The 17,837-nt window shown below is 43.9% G+C and carries 15 protein-coding genes and 1 pseudogene; 3 read left to right on the forward strand and 13 right to left on the reverse strand.

The features are described 5' to 3' along the window. Positions 1-36 precede the first annotated feature (36 nt). The gene (locus C9J41_RS22125; protein ID WP_255418321.1) at positions 37-159 is read right to left on the reverse strand and encodes a hypothetical protein; all 123 of its coding nucleotides are present in this window, start codon (positions 157-159) and stop codon (positions 37-39) included. A gap of 352 nt (positions 160-511) precedes the next feature. Further along, the gene (locus tag C9J41_RS17930) at positions 512-1,099 is read right to left on the reverse strand and encodes a YjaG family protein (RefSeq protein ID WP_005372684.1); all 588 of its coding nucleotides are present in this window, start codon (positions 1,097-1,099) and stop codon (positions 512-514) included. Positions 1,100-1,166: 67 nt separating this feature from the next. Here C9J41_RS17930 and C9J41_RS17935 point away from each other — a divergent pair, with 67 nt between their 5' ends. Together C9J41_RS17935 and C9J41_RS17940 are read left to right on the forward strand one after the other, a co-directional pair. Beyond that, positions 1,167-2,078, forward strand: coding sequence for a D-2-hydroxyacid dehydrogenase (locus C9J41_RS17935; RefSeq protein WP_107247309.1), 912 nt, complete (start codon positions 1,167-1,169; stop codon positions 2,076-2,078). Between the two features lie 31 nt (positions 2,079-2,109). Beyond that, positions 2,110-2,697 carry a uracil-DNA glycosylase family protein gene (locus C9J41_RS17940; protein ID WP_107247343.1) on the forward strand — a complete coding sequence of 196 codons (588 nt, stop codon included), beginning with the start codon at positions 2,110-2,112 and terminating at the stop codon, positions 2,695-2,697. Positions 2,698-2,756: 59 nt separating this feature from the next. On the opposite strand, the gene hemE is transcribed toward C9J41_RS17940, so the two are convergent. Further along, positions 2,757-3,824: a uroporphyrinogen decarboxylase gene (hemE, locus tag C9J41_RS17945; RefSeq protein WP_005372689.1), complete on the reverse strand. Its 1,068-nt coding sequence runs from the start codon at positions 3,822-3,824 to the stop codon at positions 2,757-2,759. Positions 3,825-3,942: 118 nt separating this feature from the next. After that, positions 3,943-4,719, reverse strand: coding sequence for an NAD(+) diphosphatase (nudC, locus tag C9J41_RS17950; protein WP_107294876.1), 777 nt, complete (start codon positions 4,717-4,719; stop codon positions 3,943-3,945). Between the two features lie 149 nt (positions 4,720-4,868). On the opposite strand from nudC, the gene rsd reads away from it, so the two are divergent. Next, positions 4,869-5,351, forward strand: coding sequence for a sigma D regulator (rsd, locus tag C9J41_RS17955; RefSeq protein WP_107207951.1), 483 nt, complete (start codon positions 4,869-4,871; stop codon positions 5,349-5,351). Between the two features lie 166 nt (positions 5,352-5,517). On the opposite strand, the gene rpoC is transcribed toward rsd, so the two are convergent. The 9 genes and pseudogenes from rpoC to tuf all read right to left on the reverse strand — a co-directional run. Further along, positions 5,518-9,735 (reverse strand): DNA-directed RNA polymerase subunit beta', encoded by a 4,218-nt coding sequence (gene rpoC, locus C9J41_RS17960; RefSeq protein WP_107207949.1) that lies wholly within the window; start codon positions 9,733-9,735, stop codon positions 5,518-5,520. A gap of 100 nt (positions 9,736-9,835) precedes the next feature. After that, positions 9,836-13,861, reverse strand: a complete 4,026-nt coding sequence (rpoB, locus tag C9J41_RS17965; RefSeq protein ID WP_105061413.1) for a DNA-directed RNA polymerase subunit beta — start codon at positions 13,859-13,861, stop codon at positions 9,836-9,838. Between the two features lie 228 nt (positions 13,862-14,089). Next, the gene (gene rplL / locus C9J41_RS17970) at positions 14,090-14,455 is read right to left on the reverse strand and encodes a 50S ribosomal protein L7/L12 (RefSeq protein WP_105061414.1); all 366 of its coding nucleotides are present in this window, start codon (positions 14,453-14,455) and stop codon (positions 14,090-14,092) included. 59 nt (positions 14,456-14,514) lie between these two features. Beyond that, positions 14,515-15,009 carry a 50S ribosomal protein L10 gene (rplJ, locus tag C9J41_RS17975; protein ID WP_107207948.1) on the reverse strand — a complete coding sequence of 165 codons (495 nt, stop codon included), beginning with the start codon at positions 15,007-15,009 and terminating at the stop codon, positions 14,515-14,517. Positions 15,010-15,243: 234 nt separating this feature from the next. After that, positions 15,244-15,948: a 50S ribosomal protein L1 gene (rplA, locus tag C9J41_RS17980; protein WP_107207946.1), complete on the reverse strand. Its 705-nt coding sequence runs from the start codon at positions 15,946-15,948 to the stop codon at positions 15,244-15,246. A gap of 4 nt (positions 15,949-15,952) precedes the next feature. Next, positions 15,953-16,381 (reverse strand): 50S ribosomal protein L11, encoded by a 429-nt coding sequence (rplK, locus tag C9J41_RS17985; RefSeq protein WP_005372708.1) that lies wholly within the window; start codon positions 16,379-16,381, stop codon positions 15,953-15,955. Between the two features lie 125 nt (positions 16,382-16,506). Further along, positions 16,507-17,052 (reverse strand): transcription termination/antitermination protein NusG, encoded by a 546-nt coding sequence (gene nusG / locus C9J41_RS17990; RefSeq protein WP_045084741.1) that lies wholly within the window; start codon positions 17,050-17,052, stop codon positions 16,507-16,509. Positions 17,053-17,063: 11 nt separating this feature from the next. Then, on the reverse strand, positions 17,064-17,441 hold the full coding sequence (secE, locus tag C9J41_RS17995) for a preprotein translocase subunit SecE (protein ID WP_107207944.1): 378 nt from the start codon (positions 17,439-17,441) through the stop codon (positions 17,064-17,066). Positions 17,442-17,682: 241 nt separating this feature from the next. After that, a pseudogene (gene tuf, locus C9J41_RS18000) lies at positions 17,683-17,837 on the reverse strand (elongation factor Tu); the annotation flags it as partial.

The following is a 17,837-nucleotide window of genomic DNA, read 5'->3' on the forward strand; positions in this document are numbered from 1 at the left end:
AAGCTGACAGTAATGTTTAAATATAAGCAGCCAGCTCTAAATACGTTTTAGAGAGAGCATGAGGAGTTGGCGGATATTACCGTCACACATCGCATATTGCGCAGTAATATTACGACCACAAAAACAGGTAGCGAATGTCATTGCTATAAATGTATGCATTGTACCTCCTCGTGAATAAACCATTATTGCCATAAACAATGTGCTACGGCGCTGTAACGTTATAAACGGTGAAGGGATCGAATTACAATAGCCAAAATAAAATAAGTGTAATGGTGCAAATTTAAATCACCAAGCAGTGATATTCACTGGCGTTTAAATTAAAAACCAGAACTAAAAACTTCACAAACCCCAAACATACTGAAACACAAACAATACAAATGATGAAATAACCGTCTTTTCTACGATATTTTGCTTATATAACGAAATATTTTTATGCTGAACAACGCACTTTCACCCGATACAAAAAAAGAGCCCTTAGGCTCTTTTTTTACTGTCATGGCGATATTAGCTGTTAGAGCTCAATACCGATATTACTGACAGGCTCATCACGCAACTCTGCACGAAGATCTTTAATCAATTCAATATCACGTGTTTCTGCTTCTTTTAATGCACGGAAAATCGCCCACTGGGTATCCCATTCCGCACATACTGCTTCATTTTCTTTTTGATTATCGTTAGTGATCTCGATACCTGTTTGTGCGTACTCAAGATTAGCAACAGTTTCTGCCGATAAAGCACTTAGTTTGATCACTGTTTCCATCATAAGATCACGATCTAACATCGCATGCAGAAGATCAGCAAGTGCAACACACGCATCAATCGCAGGGCTTACCGCGTAGATATCAAACTCATCTTCGCTTGGCACCATATCTTCTAATTTTTCTAGCTGATTCTCGAAGTTAATTTTGGCGTTTTTAACGGTCAAAATCTCCCAGACGCTATCTAAGATCACTCGATATTTATAAGAATCAGCAAATCCTGTTTCTGCACAGAAAAATACATAATTTGGGTACATACGCTCACACAAAGACACCATAAATGTCAGGTGTTGCCACGGTTCTAATTTTTCTAAGCGTAACTGGATCGGATTTTTAAGCATGAGATAATCTACAGTAGTGATTTGAAGTGAAGTTTACTTGATAAACGAATAAGGCTAAAGGAAAAGCATGATCAAAGTTTCAGTAATATCAAAGCAACAACAACGCTATACCCAATTATTGGCACAGGCGCAGTTACCGGACCTTTGCTTAACCGATGATCCTTCGCAAGCAAGCATAATTCTAGCGGATCCTCCTTTGATCGCCAACCAACTCGAACAATTACCCAAACTAAAGTGGTTACAATCAACATTTGCAGGTATTGATGCCCTCATTAAACCTTATCTACGACAAGATTATTTACTCACTAACGTTAAAGGATATTTTGGCCCTTTGATCAGTGAATATGTTATTGGTCAGTGCCTTAATTACTATCGTCACTTCCACCAATACGCACAGCAACAAACACAATCTTTATGGCAGCCAATCCCTTATCAATCTGTCAGTGGTAAAACCATGGTAATCATAGGAACAGGAAGCATCGGCTGTATACTCGCAAAAACGGCAAAAGCATTGAACTTCTCGGTCATTGGTGTCAACAGGCAAGGCTTATCAGCCTCTACTGATTTTACTCAAACATATCCAATTACAGAATTGCAGCACGCACTCAGCAAGGCTGATGTGATTGTTTCTATTCTGCCATCAACAGAACACACGAATGATATCTATAACCAACAATGCTGGTCGCACTGTCGTAATGCACTTTTTTTCAATGTTGGTAGAGGTAATACTGTTGTTGAATCAGACTTAATTAATGCGCTTGATAATAAACAACTCAACCATGCTTACCTTGATGTGTTCAAGCAAGAGCCACTTAACCAAGATCATCCTTTTTGGCATCATCCAAAAATCAGTATCACTCCACATATAGCGGCGGAAAGTTTTCCAGAACAAGTCATAGAGATATTCAAAACTAATTACCTCCGCTTTAAACAACAGCAAGATCTAAATTATCTTATTGATTTTAAAAGTGGATATTAAAAGTGCAACTATATTTGAACGTACAACTAAGATGAAACAAGTTGATAACTTACGCGATCTTATTCACCACTGCGAGATCTGCAAAGATCACCTAGTACCACGGCCTGTGATTCAATTTAGCTCTAAAGCTAGGTTATTGCTTATTGGACAAGCGCCCGGATTAAAAGTCCATCAAACAGGGATCCCATTCAATGATCCTAGCGGTGATCGTCTACGCCAATGGCTTGGGTTGGACAAAGATACCTTCTATAACCCAGAACACATTGCCATTATGCCGATGGGTTTATGTTATCCCGGAAAAGGGAAAACTGGTGATTTACCGCCTCGCCCAGAGTGTGCACCAAAATGGCATCAGCCAGTGCTTGATCTGATGCCTAATATCGGTATGACATTACTGATCGGACAATACGCACAAAACTATTATTTACAAGATAAGCCGAAAACACTCACAGAAACCGTAAGGCAATGGCAACAATGGGCACCACGCTACATTCCATTGCCTCACCCATCGCCTCGTAATGCCATTTGGCTTAAAAAGAATCCATGGTTTGAATTAGACGTCGTCCCTTATATTCGCCAATACGTCCACCAGCATTTAGCAATCAAAGACCAAGTTTAGAGATAAAAAAAACCCACGCAATTACGTGGGTTTCAGTTTTATCATATCAATTTGGCAAATTACTTATGGTAAGGCTTTGATAATTCATGCACGGCTTCAACAAACACACCAGCATTTTCAGGCGGAACATCCAAGTGAATACCATGACCTAAGTTAAAGACATGGCCTGTACCACCATCGCCAAAACCTTCAAGAATCGTTGCTACTTCTTGACGAATACGTTCAGGTTGCGCATAAAGCATGGATGGATCCATATTACCTTGTAGTGCAACCTTATCACCGATGCGACGTTTCGCTTCTGCGATATCAATGGTCCAATCTAAGCCTACGCCATCACAGCCCGTTGCTGCGATTTGCTCAAGCCACATGCCACCATTTTTAGTGAACAGCGTAACTGGTACACGACGACCTTCATTTTCACGAATTAAGCCATCTACAATCTTATGCATGTAACGCAGCGAGAATTCGTTGTAATCACGTGGGGTTAACACACCACCCCAAGTATCAAATACCATCACAGCCTGTGCACCGGCTTTGATCTGTGCATTTAGGTATTCAGTAACACTATCCGCTAACTTATCTAGCAATAGGTGTAGTGTTTGTGGCTCTGCATACATCATCTTCTTGATCTTAGTGAAAGCTTTAGAGCTACCACCTTCAACCATGTAAGTCGCCAATGTCCATGGGCTACCAGAGAAGCCAATCAATGGTACTTCACCTTGCAGATCATGACGAATTTGACGAACGGCATTCATTACGTATTGCAGCTCACCTTCAGGATCGGGTAAACCAATTTTATCTACGTCAGCTTTACAAGTAATAGGACGTTGGAATTTAGGTCCTTCGCCTGCTTCGAAGTATAAGCCAAGACCCATTGCATCAGGAATCGTCAAGATATCTGAGAACAAGATAGCAGCATCAAGCGGGAAACGCTTCAGTGGCTGCAATGTGACTTCACTTGCTAGCTCAGCGTTCTTACATAGCGACATAAAGTCACCTGCAACGCTACGTGTTTCACGGTATTCTGGGAGATAACGACCCGCTTGGCGCATCATCCACACCGGCGTGTAATCAACAGGCTGTTTTAACAACGCACGTAGGTAGCGGTCATTCTTTAATTCGCTCATTTGAGACTCCATGGGTAAATTCTGCATTTATTGTATCATTCATTACTCAGAACAAAATAGAACATATCTTATTCTATCAATAGGAAATAACGATACGATAACGCGTTAAACCTGATTGTTAATCATTACAGGGCGAGCTTGAAAAAGACAGCGTATGATCTATTAACCGACGTGCGATTGTCCCTTGTGGCGGTAACTGAGGTAAATGCTCCGCATCAGCCCAGATTGCGTCGGTTAACTCTTCATAATCAGGCTTAATATCACCACTGGCGTAATCAGCAGTAAATCCCATCATCAGATTAGAGGGAAATGCCCACGGCTGACTAGCAAAGTATTGAATATTCGCAACAGTAATGCCTGTTTCTTCCAATACTTCACGTGCAACACATTGCTCTAGTGTTTCACCGGTTTCAACAAAACCCGCAATCACGGTATACATACCTGTTTTATGTCGGGGATGCTGCGCGAGCAAAATTTTCTCATCTTTACGTACCGCGACAATAATACAAGGCGAAACACGTGGATAATCCATTGCCTTACAAATTTGACACTGCATTGCCAATTGGTCTTCACACAACATTGCTTCATGACCACAGCGTCCGCAAAAGTGTTGTTGATAGAGCATATGAGATAATTGGATTGCTCGTCCGACAAGATTAAAAAGCCCTGAATCTTCATTTAATAATTCGCGCAAACTATAGAAAACGTCTGAATCGTCTAAAAACTTAGCTTCTCCCCAATAAACAGGTATCCCATTAAACGTACCTATTTTTCGAATATCACTCATCTTAGTCGCTAAATCAGACATTGCTCGCAATGGAAGCTTACTATTTTCAAGTAGTATTTTACCATTCAGGGTTTCGCAGCAATATGCCAAATTCTCATTTTTTAACATTTTTATTACTTTCATCCTTGCGGCTGCGTAAATTTACTGGCAATCTAAAGTTTAAACCAAGTAGTTATCCGAACAACTAGCTCTCTTTAAAAGAGAAAGATCATCGACTATCGATTTAACGATATCGACATGACCATGAGGACGTGCTCATGCTTAGTAAATTCGAACAAGTCAAAAAAGAATGGGGCGGTCATAATGACGTCATTGACCAATGGCTGATGATGCGTCAACAACTGCTTATCGATTTTTGTAAACTAGCAGGCTTAGCCCCGAAAGAAGAGGCTAACCGCCAACTTCCTACCGCCTCTCAATTATCGTTATTCAGTGAAGCTCTGGTTGATTATATTTCAGCGGGTCACTTCAAAATTTACGATAACGTAATGGAGCGCTGGCATCAAACAGGTTATTCACCTACCGAAGAAATTTCCACTCTTTACGCAAAAATCACTTTAACGACAGATCCATTATTGAACTTCAATGATAAATACAGTGAAGTCAAAAAAGACGATTTACTTGAAAAATTTGATGAAGATTTATCTCAAGTGGGTGAGCTAATGGAACTTCGCTTTGCCCTTGAAGACAAACTGATTGAGCTGATCAGCGACAGTCTATCTTGCCCTCCTGGCGCATAGCCTAGCCATTATAATATGTGGCAGTAACATAGGCTGCCACTTCATTACACACTATCCAACACCTTCTTTTTCCCTCTTACATAACCCGTCCACTAGCCTGATATTTATTACAAACAATAAAAAAGGCACCCCGAAGGATGCCTTTTAGAATCAGTTACGTTGAGAATTAATTCTCGTCGTTAAGACCTGCATTCAATAGTGCCGCTAAGTCTTGAGAGGCTTGCTCTGCATCAACTTGTGGTGCTACTGGCTCAAGCTCAACATCACGCTGCAATTGACGACGTTGGTGGTAAGAGAAACCTGTACCCGCTGGGATCAGACGACCCACGATTACGTTCTCTTTCAGACCACGTAGGTCATCACGCTTACCAGAAACAGCAGCTTCTGTTAGTACGCGCGTTGTTTCCTGGAACGATGCTGCTGAGATGAATGACTCAGTCGCAAGCGATGCTTTAGTGATACCTAGTAAGTCACGAGAGTAACTTGCAGGAGTCTTACCTTCAGCTTCAAGCTGACGGTTAGCAATCGTTACGCGAGAGAATTCAACTTGCTCGCCTTCTAGGAACTCAGAATCACCAGCAACAGTGATAGTTACCTTACGTAGCATCTGACGAATGATAGTCTCAATGTGCTTATCATTAATCTTAACGCCCTGTAGACGGTAAACTTCCTGAACTTCGTTAACGATGTATTCTGCAACTGCGTGTACACCACGTAGACGTAGAATATCGTGCGGAGTTTCTGGACCATCAGCGATTACGTCACCCTTCTCAACTTTTTCGCCTTCGAAAACGTTAAGTTGGCGATGCTTCAGGATCATCTCTTCGTACGGCTGACCTTCACTTGGTGTGATGATCAAGCGACGCTTACCTTTAGTTTCTTTACCGAACGATACTGTACCGGTAATTTCTGCCAAGATAGCTGGTTCTTTTGGCTTACGTGCTTCGAACAAGTCAGCAACGCGTGGTAGACCACCCGTGATATCCTTGTTACCGCCAGATTTTTGCGGAATACGTGCAAGCGTATCACCGATACCAACCATAGCGCCGTCGTCAAGCTGAACAATCGCCTTACCAGGTAGGAAGTATTGAGCTGGCATATCAGTACCAGGGATCATTACATCATTACCATCAGCATCAACAAGTTTGATAGCTGGACGCATATCTTTACCTGCTGCTGGACGAGCTGCTGCATCAGTTACTTCGCTTGAAGATAGACCTGTTAGGTCATCTGTTTGACGAGAAACTGTTACGCCGTCGATCATGTCAACGAACTGGATACGACCAGCCACTTCAGTGATGATTGGCATGGTGTGCGCTTCCCAGTTTGCTACTGTTTCACCAGCAACAACGTCTGCACCGTCACCTTTGCTTAAAATAGTACCGTAAGACAGTTTGTAGTTCTCTTTTGTACGGCCGAACTCATCAATGATGCTTAGTTCAGATGCACGAGAAGTAATTACAAGCTTGCCAGCATTGTTCGTTACGAACTTAGCATTGTGCAGCTTCATAGAACCTGTAGTTTTCACTACAACGCTATTGTCTGCTGCTGCTGCTGATGCCGCACCACCGATGTGGAACGTACGCATCGTAAGCTGTGTACCCGGTTCACCGATTGACTGAGCAGCAACAACACCCACTGCCTCACCAGAGTTAACCAAGTGACCACGAGCAAGGTCACGACCGTAACAGAACTTACAACAACCGAAGTCATTTTCACACGTTACAACTGAACGTACTTTAACTTGGTCTACAGAGTTTGCTTCTAGGATCTCACACCACTTCTCATCAAGAAGCGTATTACGTGGTGCTAGAACTTCTTCTGTACCCGGTTTTAGAACGTCTTCAGCAACAACACGACCAAGAACACGATCACCAAGTTGTTCTTTAACATCACCACCCTCGATTAGAGGCATCATGGTGATACCAGCGTAAGTACCACAGTCATCTGCTGTGATCACTACGTCTTGCGCTACGTCTACTAGACGACGCGTTAGGTAACCTGAGTTTGCTGTCTTAAGTGCGGTATCCGCAAGACCCTTACGAGCACCGTGAGTAGAGATAAAGTACTGGAGTACGTTTAGACCTTCACGGAAGTTCGCAGTGATCGGCGTTTCGATGATTGAGCCATCTGGCTTAGCCATCAGACCACGCATACCCGCCAACTGACGAATCTGTGCAGCAGAACCACGAGCACCAGAGTCGGCCATCATGTATACGCTGTTGAACGATTTTTGCTGCTCTTCTTCACCGTCACGGTTAATAACAGTATCGAAAGACAGGTTATCCATCATCGCTTTAGCAACTTGTTCGTTCGCTGTAGCCCAGATATCGATAACTTTGTTGTAACGTTCACCAGCAGTTACAAGACCTGATTGGAACTGCTCTTGGATTTCAGCAACTTCAGCTTCAGCTTCAGCGATCTTAGTGTATTTAGCCGCAGGTACAACCATATCGTCGATACCAACAGATACACCAGAAAGTGCAGCGTAAGCAAAACCTGTGTACATAATCTGGTCAGCAAAGATAACAGTATCTTTCATGCCCAGCTTACGATAACAGGTGTTAAGAAGCTTAGAAATTTGCTTCTTACCTAGTGCTTCAGTGTTTACAAGGCTAAATGACAGACCTTTCGGTACGATAGGCCATAGCATTGCACGACCAACAGTAGTATCAACAAGTTGAGAATTCTCAACAAAGTTACCCTGCTCGTCTTTCACATATTCTGTAATACGTACTTTAACGCGAGCGTGAAGCTCAGCCATCTTAGTACGGTATGCTTTCTCAGCTTCAGCTGGTCCAGCAAGGTACATGCCTTCACCTTTCGCGTTGATTTTCTCACGCGTCATGTAGTAAAGACCCAATACAACGTCCTGAGAAGGTACGATGATCGGATCACCAGATGCTGGTGAAAGAATGTTGTTTGTTGACATCATTAGAGCACGTGCTTCTAGCTGTGCTTCTAGCGTCAACGGCAAGTGAACCGCCATCTGGTCACCATCGAAGTCGGCGTTGTATGCCGCACACACAAGTGGGTGAAGCTGAATCGCTTTACCTTCGATTAGGATTGGTTCAAACGCCTGAATACCTAGACGGTGCAGTGTTGGTGCACGGTTAAGCATTACTGGGTGTTCACGAATAACTTCGTCTAGGATATCCCAAACGACTGCTTCTTCGCGCTCAACCATCTTCTTAGCAGCTTTGATTGTCGTAGCAAGACCACGAGTCTCTAACTTACCGTAGATGAATGGCTTAAATAGCTCTAGTGCCATCTTCTTAGGAAGACCACACTGATGCAGACGTAGGTATGGACCTACTGTGATAACAGAACGACCTGAGTAGTCTACACGCTTACCAAGAAGGTTCTGACGGAAACGACCTTGTTTACCCTTGATCATATCAGCAAGAGATTTCAGAGGACGCTTGTTAGAGCCAGTGATAGCGCGGCCACGACGACCGTTATCTAGCAATGCATCAACAGATTCCTGAAGCATACGCTTTTCGTTACGTACGATGATATCAGGAGCAGCCAGGTCTAAAAGACGCTTCAGACGGTTGTTACGGTTAATAACACGACGGTATAGATCATTCAGATCTGAAGTCGCGAAACGGCCGCCGTCTAGTGGTACCAACGGACGTAGATCCGGCGGTAGAACTGGCAGTACAGACAGGATCATCCACTCTGGGTTGTTACCTGACTGTAGGAAAGCTTCAACTAGCTTAAGACGCTTAGTTAGCTTCTTACGCTTAGTTTCAGAGTTAGTTTCTTCTAACTCTTCACGCATATTTTCGATTTCAGCATTTAGGTCCATGTTGCCTAAAAGTGCTTTAACCGCTTCTGCGCCCATCTTAGCGTCGAACTCGTCGCCCCACTCTTCAAGTGCATCCAAGTACTGCTCTTCAGAAAGCAGCTGGCTACGCTCAAGGTTGGTCATACCAGGTTCAATAACTACGTATGATTCAAAGTAAAGTACACGCTCGATATCACGTAGAGGCATGTCCATTAACAAACCGATACGAGATGGCAGTGACTTTAAGAACCAGATGTGGGCAACAGGTGAAGCAAGCTCAATGTGACCCATACGCTCACGGCGTACTTTAGTCTGAGTAACTTCAACACCACATTTTTCACAGATCACACCACGGTGCTTCAGGCGCTTGTACTTGCCACAAAGACACTCGTAGTCTTTTACTGGGCCAAAGATACGTGCACAGAAAAGACCGTCACGCTCAGGCTTGAAGGTACGATAGTTGATTGTTTCTGGCTTTTTAACTTCACCAAAAGACCATGAACGGATCATGTCAGGTGAAGCTAGACCGATTTTGATTGCATCAAATTCTTCGGTCTTATGTTGTGCTTTCAGAAACTTAAGTAAGTCTTTCACATTCGGCTCCTGTGAGGAGTTGACCCATAAAGGCGCCAGTCTACTGGCGCCTTCATATTTATACCGGAGTAACTAATAAGTATAGGTGACTAACCCGATCTTATTCGTCTTCCAGCTCGATGTTAATACCCAACGAGCGGATTTCTTTCAACAATACGTTGAATGATTCCGGCATACCTGGTTCCATACGATGATCACCGTCAACGATGTTTTTATACATCTTCGTACGGCCGTTAACGTCATCTGACTTAACGGTTAGCATTTCTTGAAGGGTATATGCTGCGCCGTATGCTTCAAGCGCCCATACTTCCATTTCACCAAAACGCTGACCACCGAACTGAGCTTTACCACCCAGCGGCTGCTGAGTAACAAGGCTGTAAGAACCGGTAGAACGGGCGTGCATCTTGTCATCAACCAAGTGGTTCAGTTTAAGCATGTACATGTAACCAACAGTTACAGGACGCTCAAATGCATCACCAGTACGGCCATCAAACAACGTTAGCTGACCTGATTCAGGTAGATCACCCAATTTTAGCAACTCTTTAATTGATGACTCAGGTGCGCCATCAAATACAGGTGTTGCAATCGGTAGACCTTTACGAAGGTTTTGTACAAGAGTACGCACTTCCTGATCAGTAAGAGCTTCGATATCAACTTTCTGGCGAGTATCACCTAGGTTGTATACGCGTTGTAGGAAGTTACGGAACTTGTGTAACTCCTGCTGCTCTTTAAGCATATCGTTAAGTTTGTCACCGATACCTTTCGCCGCAAGACCTAAGTGAGTCTCAAGGATCTGACCGATGTTCATACGAGACGGTACACCCAGTGGGTTCAGAACGATATCAACCGTTTGACCTTTCTCATCGTAAGGCATGTCTTCAACAGGGTTAATCTTAGAGATAACACCCTTGTTACCGTGACGACCCGCCATCTTATCACCCGGTTGGATGCGACGACGAACAGCTAGGTATACTTTAACAATCTTAAGTACGCCAGGTGCTAGGTCATCACCTTGAGTGATCTTACGACGCTTAGTTTCAAACTTCTTATCGAACTCAGCTTTCAGTTCATCATACTGCTCTGCAAGCTGTTCCAACTGGTTTTGTAAAGCTTCGTCATCAAGCGTAACAGCGAATAGTGCATCGCGGTTCATTGAAGCAATCTTGTCTTCGCCGTAACCCGCAGATAGTAGAAGCGTACGAACACGAGCAAGAAGACCACCCTCAAGGATCTGGAATTCTTCTGTGATATCTTTCTTCGCTTCTTTCAGCTGCATCTCTTCAATTTCAAGAGCACGCTTGTCTTTCTCAACGCCATCACGAGTAAATACTTGTACGTCAATAATCGTACCAGTAACACTTCCAGGAACACGTAGAGATGAATCTTTAACATCAGATGCTTTCTCACCGAAGATAGCTCGTAGAAGCTTCTCTTCTGGTGTTAGTTGTGTTTCACCCTTAGGTGTCACTTTACCAACTAGGATGTCACCACCCTTCACTTCAGCACCGATGTAAACGATACCTGACTCGTCCAACTTAGAAAGCGCAGCTTCACCCACATTAGGGATATCAGCAGTGATTTCTTCAGAACCCAGCTTCGTATCACGCGCCACACAAGAAAGCTCTTGAATGTGGATTGTTGTGAAACGATCTTCCTGAACTACACGCTCAGAAACTAAGATGGAATCCTCGAAGTTGTAACCGTTCCAAGGCATGAACGCGATACGCATGTTTTGACCAAGCGCTAGCTCACCAAGGTCTGTTGAAGGACCATCAGCAAGAACATCACCGCGTGATACTGGCTCGCCAGGTAGCACGGTTGGACGCTGGTTAATACATGTGTTCTGGTTAGAACGCGTGTACTTAGTTAGGTTGTAGATATCGATACCTGCTTCACCAGGGATCAACTCGTCGTCGTTAACTTTGATAACGATACGAGATGCATCTACAGACTGAACTGTACCACCACGTTTAGCTACAGCTGTAACACCAGAATCAACACCGATTTGACGCTCAATACCAGTACCTACTAGCGGCTTATCAGCACGGATAGTTGGAACTGCCTGACGTTGCATGTTCGCACCCATTAGGGCACGGTTAGCATCATCGTGTTCTAGGAACGGGATCAGAGATGCCGCCACAGATACAACCTGGTTGGTTGCAACGTCCATGTATTGAACATGGTCACGTGGGTGCAGACCTGAATCACCTTTCTGACGAGCAGTGATCAATTCGTCAGCAAATGAACCGTCTTCGTTAAGCGCGGCGTTAGCCTGTGCAATAACGTATAGACCTTCTTCGATTGCTGATAGGTATTCGATATCGTCTGTAACTTTTCCGTCTACCACTTTACGGTAAGGTGTTTCCAAGAAACCGTAAGGGTTACAACGCGCAAAAACAGATAGCGAGTTGATTAGACCGATGTTTGGACCTTCAGGCGTTTCGATAGGACATAGACGACCGTAGTGCGTCGCGTGTACGTCTCGAACCTCAAAGCCAGCACGCTCACGAGTCAGACCACCTGGACCAAGCGCCGAGATACGACGTTTGTGAGTAACTTCTGACAGTGGGTTGTTTTGGTCCATAAACTGTGACAACTGAGAAGAGCCGAAGAACTCTTTCACTGCCGCAGAAATAGGTTTAGCGTTAATTAGGTCTTGAGGCATGATTGCATCAAGATCGCCTAAGCTTAGACGCTCTTTAACAGCACGCTCAACACGTACTAGACCAACGCGGAATTGGTTTTCAGCCATTTCGCCAACAGAACGAATACGACGGTTACCAAGGTGGTCGATATCATCAACTTCACCTTTACCGTTACGGATATCGATCAGTTTACGCATAACATCAATGATGTCTGCGTGGTCTAAGATACCAGGACCTGTTGTCTCTTCACGAAGTAGAGAACTGTTGAACTTCATACGACCAACAGCAGATAGATCGTAACGATCTTCTGAGAAGAACAAGCTTTCAAAAAGTTGCTCAGCTGCTTCACGTGTTGGTGGCTCGCCAGGGCGCATCATACGGTAGATTTCTACCAATGCACTTAAACGGTCAGTTGTGTTGTCGATACGTAGGGTATCTGACATGTAAGGACCGTGGTCTAAATCGTTCGTAAACAGAACTTCAATAGACTTGTGACCCGCCTGAGATAGAAGTGCTAATGCTTCCAGGCTTAATTCCTGGTTAGCCGCTACAATCAGTTCACCGGTTTCTTCGTTGATGTAATCGCGTGATGCGATCTTACCAACGATGTACTCAACTGGTACTTCGATGTGATCAATGCCGTCTTTGCCTAATTGGCGAATATGACGAGCAGTGATACGACGACCTTGCTCTACGTAAACTGTACCGTTCGCTTCAATATCAAAGCTTGCAGTTTCGCCACGTAGACGATCCGGTACCAACTCCATAACAAGAGATTTACCTTGAACTTCGAAATGAATTTTTTCGAAGAACATGTCAAGGATCTGTTCTGTTGTGTAGTTAAGTGCACGAAGGATGATAGACGCAGGTAATTTACGACGACGGTCGATACGTACGAATACACTGTCCTTAGGATCGAACTCGAAATCCAACCATGAACCACGGTAAGGGATTACGCGAGCGTTATATAACACTTTACCTGAGGAGTGGGTCTTACCCTTATCGCTGTCGAAGAAGACACCCGGGCTACGGTGTAGCTGGGATACGATAACCCTCTCGGTACCGTTAATAACGAATGTACCGTTATCTGTCATGAGCGGAATTTCGCCCATGTAAACTTCTTGTTCTTTAATGTCTTTTACAGTGCCAGCCGGCGCGTCTTTATCGTACATGACAAGACGTAGCTTCACACGCAGTGGAGCAGAATAAGTTACGCCACGAATCTGACATTCTTTAACATCGAAGACCGGCTCACCGAGACGATAGCTAACGTATTGCAGCTCGGAATTGCCATTGTAGCTCTGGATTGGAAAAACAGAGCGAAAGGCAGCTTCTAGACCGTAATGCCCTTCTGGATCCTGCTCGATAAATTTTTGGAAAGAATCAAGCTGGATCGACAGCAAGTATGGAGCATCCAACACTTGCGGACGCTTACCAAAATCCTTACGGATACGCTTTTTCTCGGTATAAGAGTAAACCATAGGTTCCTCAGATCGCTGATAAGTGATCCAAACTACCCCAATACACACGGGGGGTAGTGACTAAACGTTGTTTATGTGTAGGAACAACCCAATGAAATCAGGGTCGTTTTTTTGCTAGACAGTGGATACAAAACAAGGTGAAAATTACCACTGCCCTACAGCGCAAAAAGGCCGGTGGCAATTTGCCACCAGCCAATAGCCATAAAAGGCTATGAAATCAAATAATTATTACTTGATTTCAACAGAAGCACCAGCTTCTTCTAATTGAGCTTTAAGAGCTTCAGCTTCAGCTTTCTCAACGCCTTCTTTTAGAGGTGCTGGAGCGCCGTCAACTACTGCTTTAGCTTCTTTAAGACCAAGACCAGTTGCGCCACGTACTGCTTTGATTACAGCAACTTTGTTAGCGCCGCAAGCTGTTAGGATTACGTCGAATTCAGTTTGCTCTTCAGCTGCATCTGCAGCTGCGCCGCCTGCTACAACTGCAGCTGCAGCAGTAACACCGAATTTTTCTTCCATAGCTTCAATTAGCTCAACAACTTGCATTACAGACATTTCTGCAACTGCGTCTAGGATTTGCTCGTTAGTGATAGACATAACAATTCTCTTTTAAAGTCAACAATAAGTTTAAATAGTAATCAGATAAAACTCTGCTATTAAGCAGCAGCTTCTTCTTTCTGATCACGTACTGCAGCGATAGTACGTACAAGTTTACCAGCAGACGCTTCTTTCATGCACATCATTAAGCGTGCGATAGCTTCGTCGTAAGTTGGTAGAGTTGCTAGTACTTCAACGTTTGCAACAGCGCCTTCAAATGCAGCTGCTTTGATCTCGAATGCTTTGTTCTCTTTAGCGAAATCTTTAAAAAGACGCGCTGCAGCACCTGGGTGCTCATTAGAGAAACCGATTAGAGAAGGACCAACAAAAACGTCTTGTAGACATTCGAAGTCAGTTCCTTCCACTGCACGGCGTGCTAGTGTGTTACGAACAACTTTAACGTATACGCCAGCTTCACGAGCTTGCTTACGTAAAGTAGTCATCGCACCCACAGTAACACCGCGAGAGTCAGCAACAACAGCAGAAAGTGCACCGTTGGCAGCTTCGTTGACTTCAGCAACAATTGCTTTTTTGTCTTGAAGATTTAATGCCATTGGATTTGCTCCTGGATTGTTTGACACCACTCACTGCTCAAATAGCAGGAGAGTCTTACGGCGCAGATCCAAGAAAGACATACATCAATCATGCTCTGGCACCGTCTACGTAGGTAAATATTAAGTTCCGAAAAACACCTACGGTCTTTGACGGAGGCTAACTGCAAGCAATTAGCCCCAGCCACGAATTCGGAAGCGACAAATTATACACTAACTTATCGCTTCTGCAAATTATTACGCTACGTTAGTTTTCAGAGAGTTCTGATCTAATGCTACGCCTGCACCCATAGTAGTAGAGATGCTTACTTTCTTAATGAAAGTACCTTTCGCTGAAGAAGGCTTAGCTTTCTTCAGTGCAACTAGAAGAGCTTCTAAGTTCTCTTGTAGTTGAGCGGCATCGAAGTTCACTTTACCGATAGTAGTGTGAATGATACCGTTTTTGTCGTTACGGTAACGAACCTGACCTGCTTTAGCATTTTTAACTGCTTCAGCAACGTTAGGAGTTACAGTACCAACTTTAGGGTTTGGCATAAGACCACGAGGACCTAAGATAGTACCAAGTTGACCTACAACGCGCATTGCATCAGGAGATGCGATAACTACGTCGAAGTTCATCTCGCCTTTCTTAACTAGATCAGCTAGATCTTCCATACCTACAAGCTCAGCGCCAGCTTCTTTAGCAGCTTCAGCGTTTGCGCCTTGAGTAAATACAGCAACACGGATATCACGACCAGTACCGTTTGGTAGTACAGTTGCACCACGTACGTTTTGGTCAGATTTACGTGCATCAATGCCTAGGTTAACTGCAACGTCAACACTTTCATTGAATTTAGCAGTAGCTAGTTCTTTTAGAAGAGCAACAGCTTCGTTGATTTCGTACTCACGAGTAGAGTCAACTTTGTCACGGATAACGCGCATGCGCTTAGTCAGTTTAGCCATCTTATTAACCCTCTACCACTAGGCCCATTGAGCGAGCAGTACCAGCAATTGAACGCTTCATAGCTTCAATATCAGCACCAGTCATGTCTGCAGCTTTAGTCTCAGCGATCTCTTGGATCTGAGCGTCAGTTACAGTACCTACTTTCTCAGTGTTCGGACGACCAGAACCAGACTTAAGGCCAGCTGCTTTAAGCAGAAGAACTGCTGCAGGTGGAGTCTTAGTTACGAACGTGAATGAACGGTCACTGTAAACAGTGATAACAACTGGAGTTGGAAGACCTTTCTCTACTGAGTCAGTCTTAGCGTTAAACGCTTTACAGAATTCCATGATGTTAACACCATGTTGACCAAGAGCTGGACCAACTGGTGGACTAGGGTTCGCCATACCAGCTGCAACTTGCAGCTTGATGTAAGCTTCTACTTTTTTAGCCATTGCTATATACCTAAATTTGGGTTCAAACGTCTATTTTTAAACAAACAGACTCCCCGTCTAACGAAAGGGCGCGAAATTATAGCCTAATCTCACGCCCCTGACAATACAACTTGAACAGAATTTGATCAGTTCTTTTCGATTTGACCGAACTCTAATTCTACTGGCGTTGCACGACCGAAAATCGATACAGAAACCTTCACGCGGCTCTTATCGTAATCTACTGATTCAATTGTACCATTGAAATCAGCAAATGGACCATCAGTCACACGAACAACTTCACCAGGTTCAAATACTGTTTTATGAACAGGAGACTCACTAGCTTGCTGTAGACGGTTTAGGATCGCATCCGCTTCTTTATCAGAAATCGGAGCTGGGCGATCAGAAGTTCCGCCAATGAAGCCCATAACACGTGGAATACTGCGTACTAAGTGCCATGTTTCGTCGTTCATCACCATTTGTACCAGTACGTAACCTGGGAAGAACTTACGCTCACTCTTACGGCGCTGACCTGCACGAACTTCAACTACCTCTTCTGTAGGAACAAGAACTTCATCAAAGTGCTCTTCCATACCGTGCATTTTGATATGTTCGCGTAGTGACTGTGCAACTCGGCCTTCAAAACCTGAAAAAGCCTGTACTACATACCATCGTTTTTTTGGAGCTTCGCTCATGAATTCTTACCTCACACGCCGGTAAATAGGCGTACTAAACGGACCATAATGCCGTCGATACCCCAAAGGGCTAACGCCATCACTACAGTGACTGCTAGAACGATAAAGGTTGTCTGCGTAGCTTCCTGACGAGTAGGCCATACCACCTTGCGGACTTCCATGCGCGACTCACTTGCAAAACGAATCGCGGCTTTACCTTTTGCTGTAAATGCAGCAGTGATCCCAGCAACTGCCACTAAAGCAATTACTGCAGATGTACGCAGCACAACAGAAACATCACTGTACAGGTAATTACCAACCACAGCAGCAGCTAGCAAAGCAAAAACTACGACCCATTTCAGGCCATCCATTTTGCTTTCGCTTTCTTGGTTTTCGGCATTCGCATTCATACAACCAACCTGTAACTAGTCTTTATTTAGACGAAAATAACCCCGCTATAGCGAGGCCATGGATGAAGAAAAAGGGGTAAGCCTTTAATAACATTAATAAAAAACTTCATCTTACGAAAATTTATCTCTATCACTTGAACAAAAAACATGCATTTTTGTATTAAAGTGTAGAAAAAGGGCATCAAATGATGCCCTTTTTTGTGCGCTGTCGTCAAATTAAATTCAACGAAGTCGTCGTAACTTATGCAATGATAGTTGCAACAACACCAGCACCAACTGTACGGCCACCTTCACGGATAGCAAAACGTAGACCTTCGTCCATCGCGATAGGTGCGATTAGAGTAACAGTCATAGCGATGTTATCACCAGGCATTACCATTTCAACGCCTTCTGGTA

Source organism: Photobacterium sp. GB-50 (genome assembly GCF_003026755.1).
Lineage (GTDB): Bacteria > Pseudomonadota > Gammaproteobacteria > Enterobacterales > Vibrionaceae > Photobacterium.

Coding starts and splice junctions, on each gene's coding strand:
- C9J41_RS22125 (WP_255418321.1), bottom strand. CDS start 159: ATGCATACATTTATAGCAATGACATTCGCTACCTGTTTTTGTGGTCGT.
- C9J41_RS17930 (WP_005372684.1), bottom strand. CDS start 1,099: ATGCTTAAAAATCCGATCCAGTTACGCTTAGAAAAATTAGAACCGTGG.
- C9J41_RS17935 (WP_107247309.1), top strand. CDS start 1,167: ATGATCAAAGTTTCAGTAATATCAAAGCAACAACAACGCTATACCCAA.
- C9J41_RS17940 (WP_107247343.1), top strand. CDS start 2,110: ATGAAACAAGTTGATAACTTACGCGATCTTATTCACCACTGCGAGATC.
- hemE (WP_005372689.1), bottom strand. CDS start 3,824: ATGAGCGAATTAAAGAATGACCGCTACCTACGTGCGTTGTTAAAACAG.
- nudC (WP_107294876.1), bottom strand. CDS start 4,719: ATGTTAAAAAATGAGAATTTGGCATATTGCTGCGAAACCCTGAATGGT.
- rsd (WP_107207951.1), top strand. CDS start 4,869: ATGCTTAGTAAATTCGAACAAGTCAAAAAAGAATGGGGCGGTCATAAT.
- rpoB (WP_105061413.1), bottom strand. CDS start 13,861: ATGGTTTACTCTTATACCGAGAAAAAGCGTATCCGTAAGGATTTTGGT.
- rplL (WP_105061414.1), bottom strand. CDS start 14,455: ATGTCTATCACTAACGAGCAAATCCTAGACGCAGTTGCAGAAATGTCT.
- rplJ (WP_107207948.1), bottom strand. CDS start 15,009: ATGGCATTAAATCTTCAAGACAAAAAAGCAATTGTTGCTGAAGTCAAC.
- rplA (WP_107207946.1), bottom strand. CDS start 15,948: ATGGCTAAACTGACTAAGCGCATGCGCGTTATCCGTGACAAAGTTGAC.
- rplK (WP_005372708.1), bottom strand. CDS start 16,381: ATGGCTAAAAAAGTAGAAGCTTACATCAAGCTGCAAGTTGCAGCTGGT.
- nusG (WP_045084741.1), bottom strand. CDS start 17,052: ATGAGCGAAGCTCCAAAAAAACGATGGTATGTAGTACAGGCTTTTTCA.
- secE (WP_107207944.1), bottom strand. CDS start 17,441: ATGAATGCGAATGCCGAAAACCAAGAAAGCGAAAGCAAAATGGATGGC.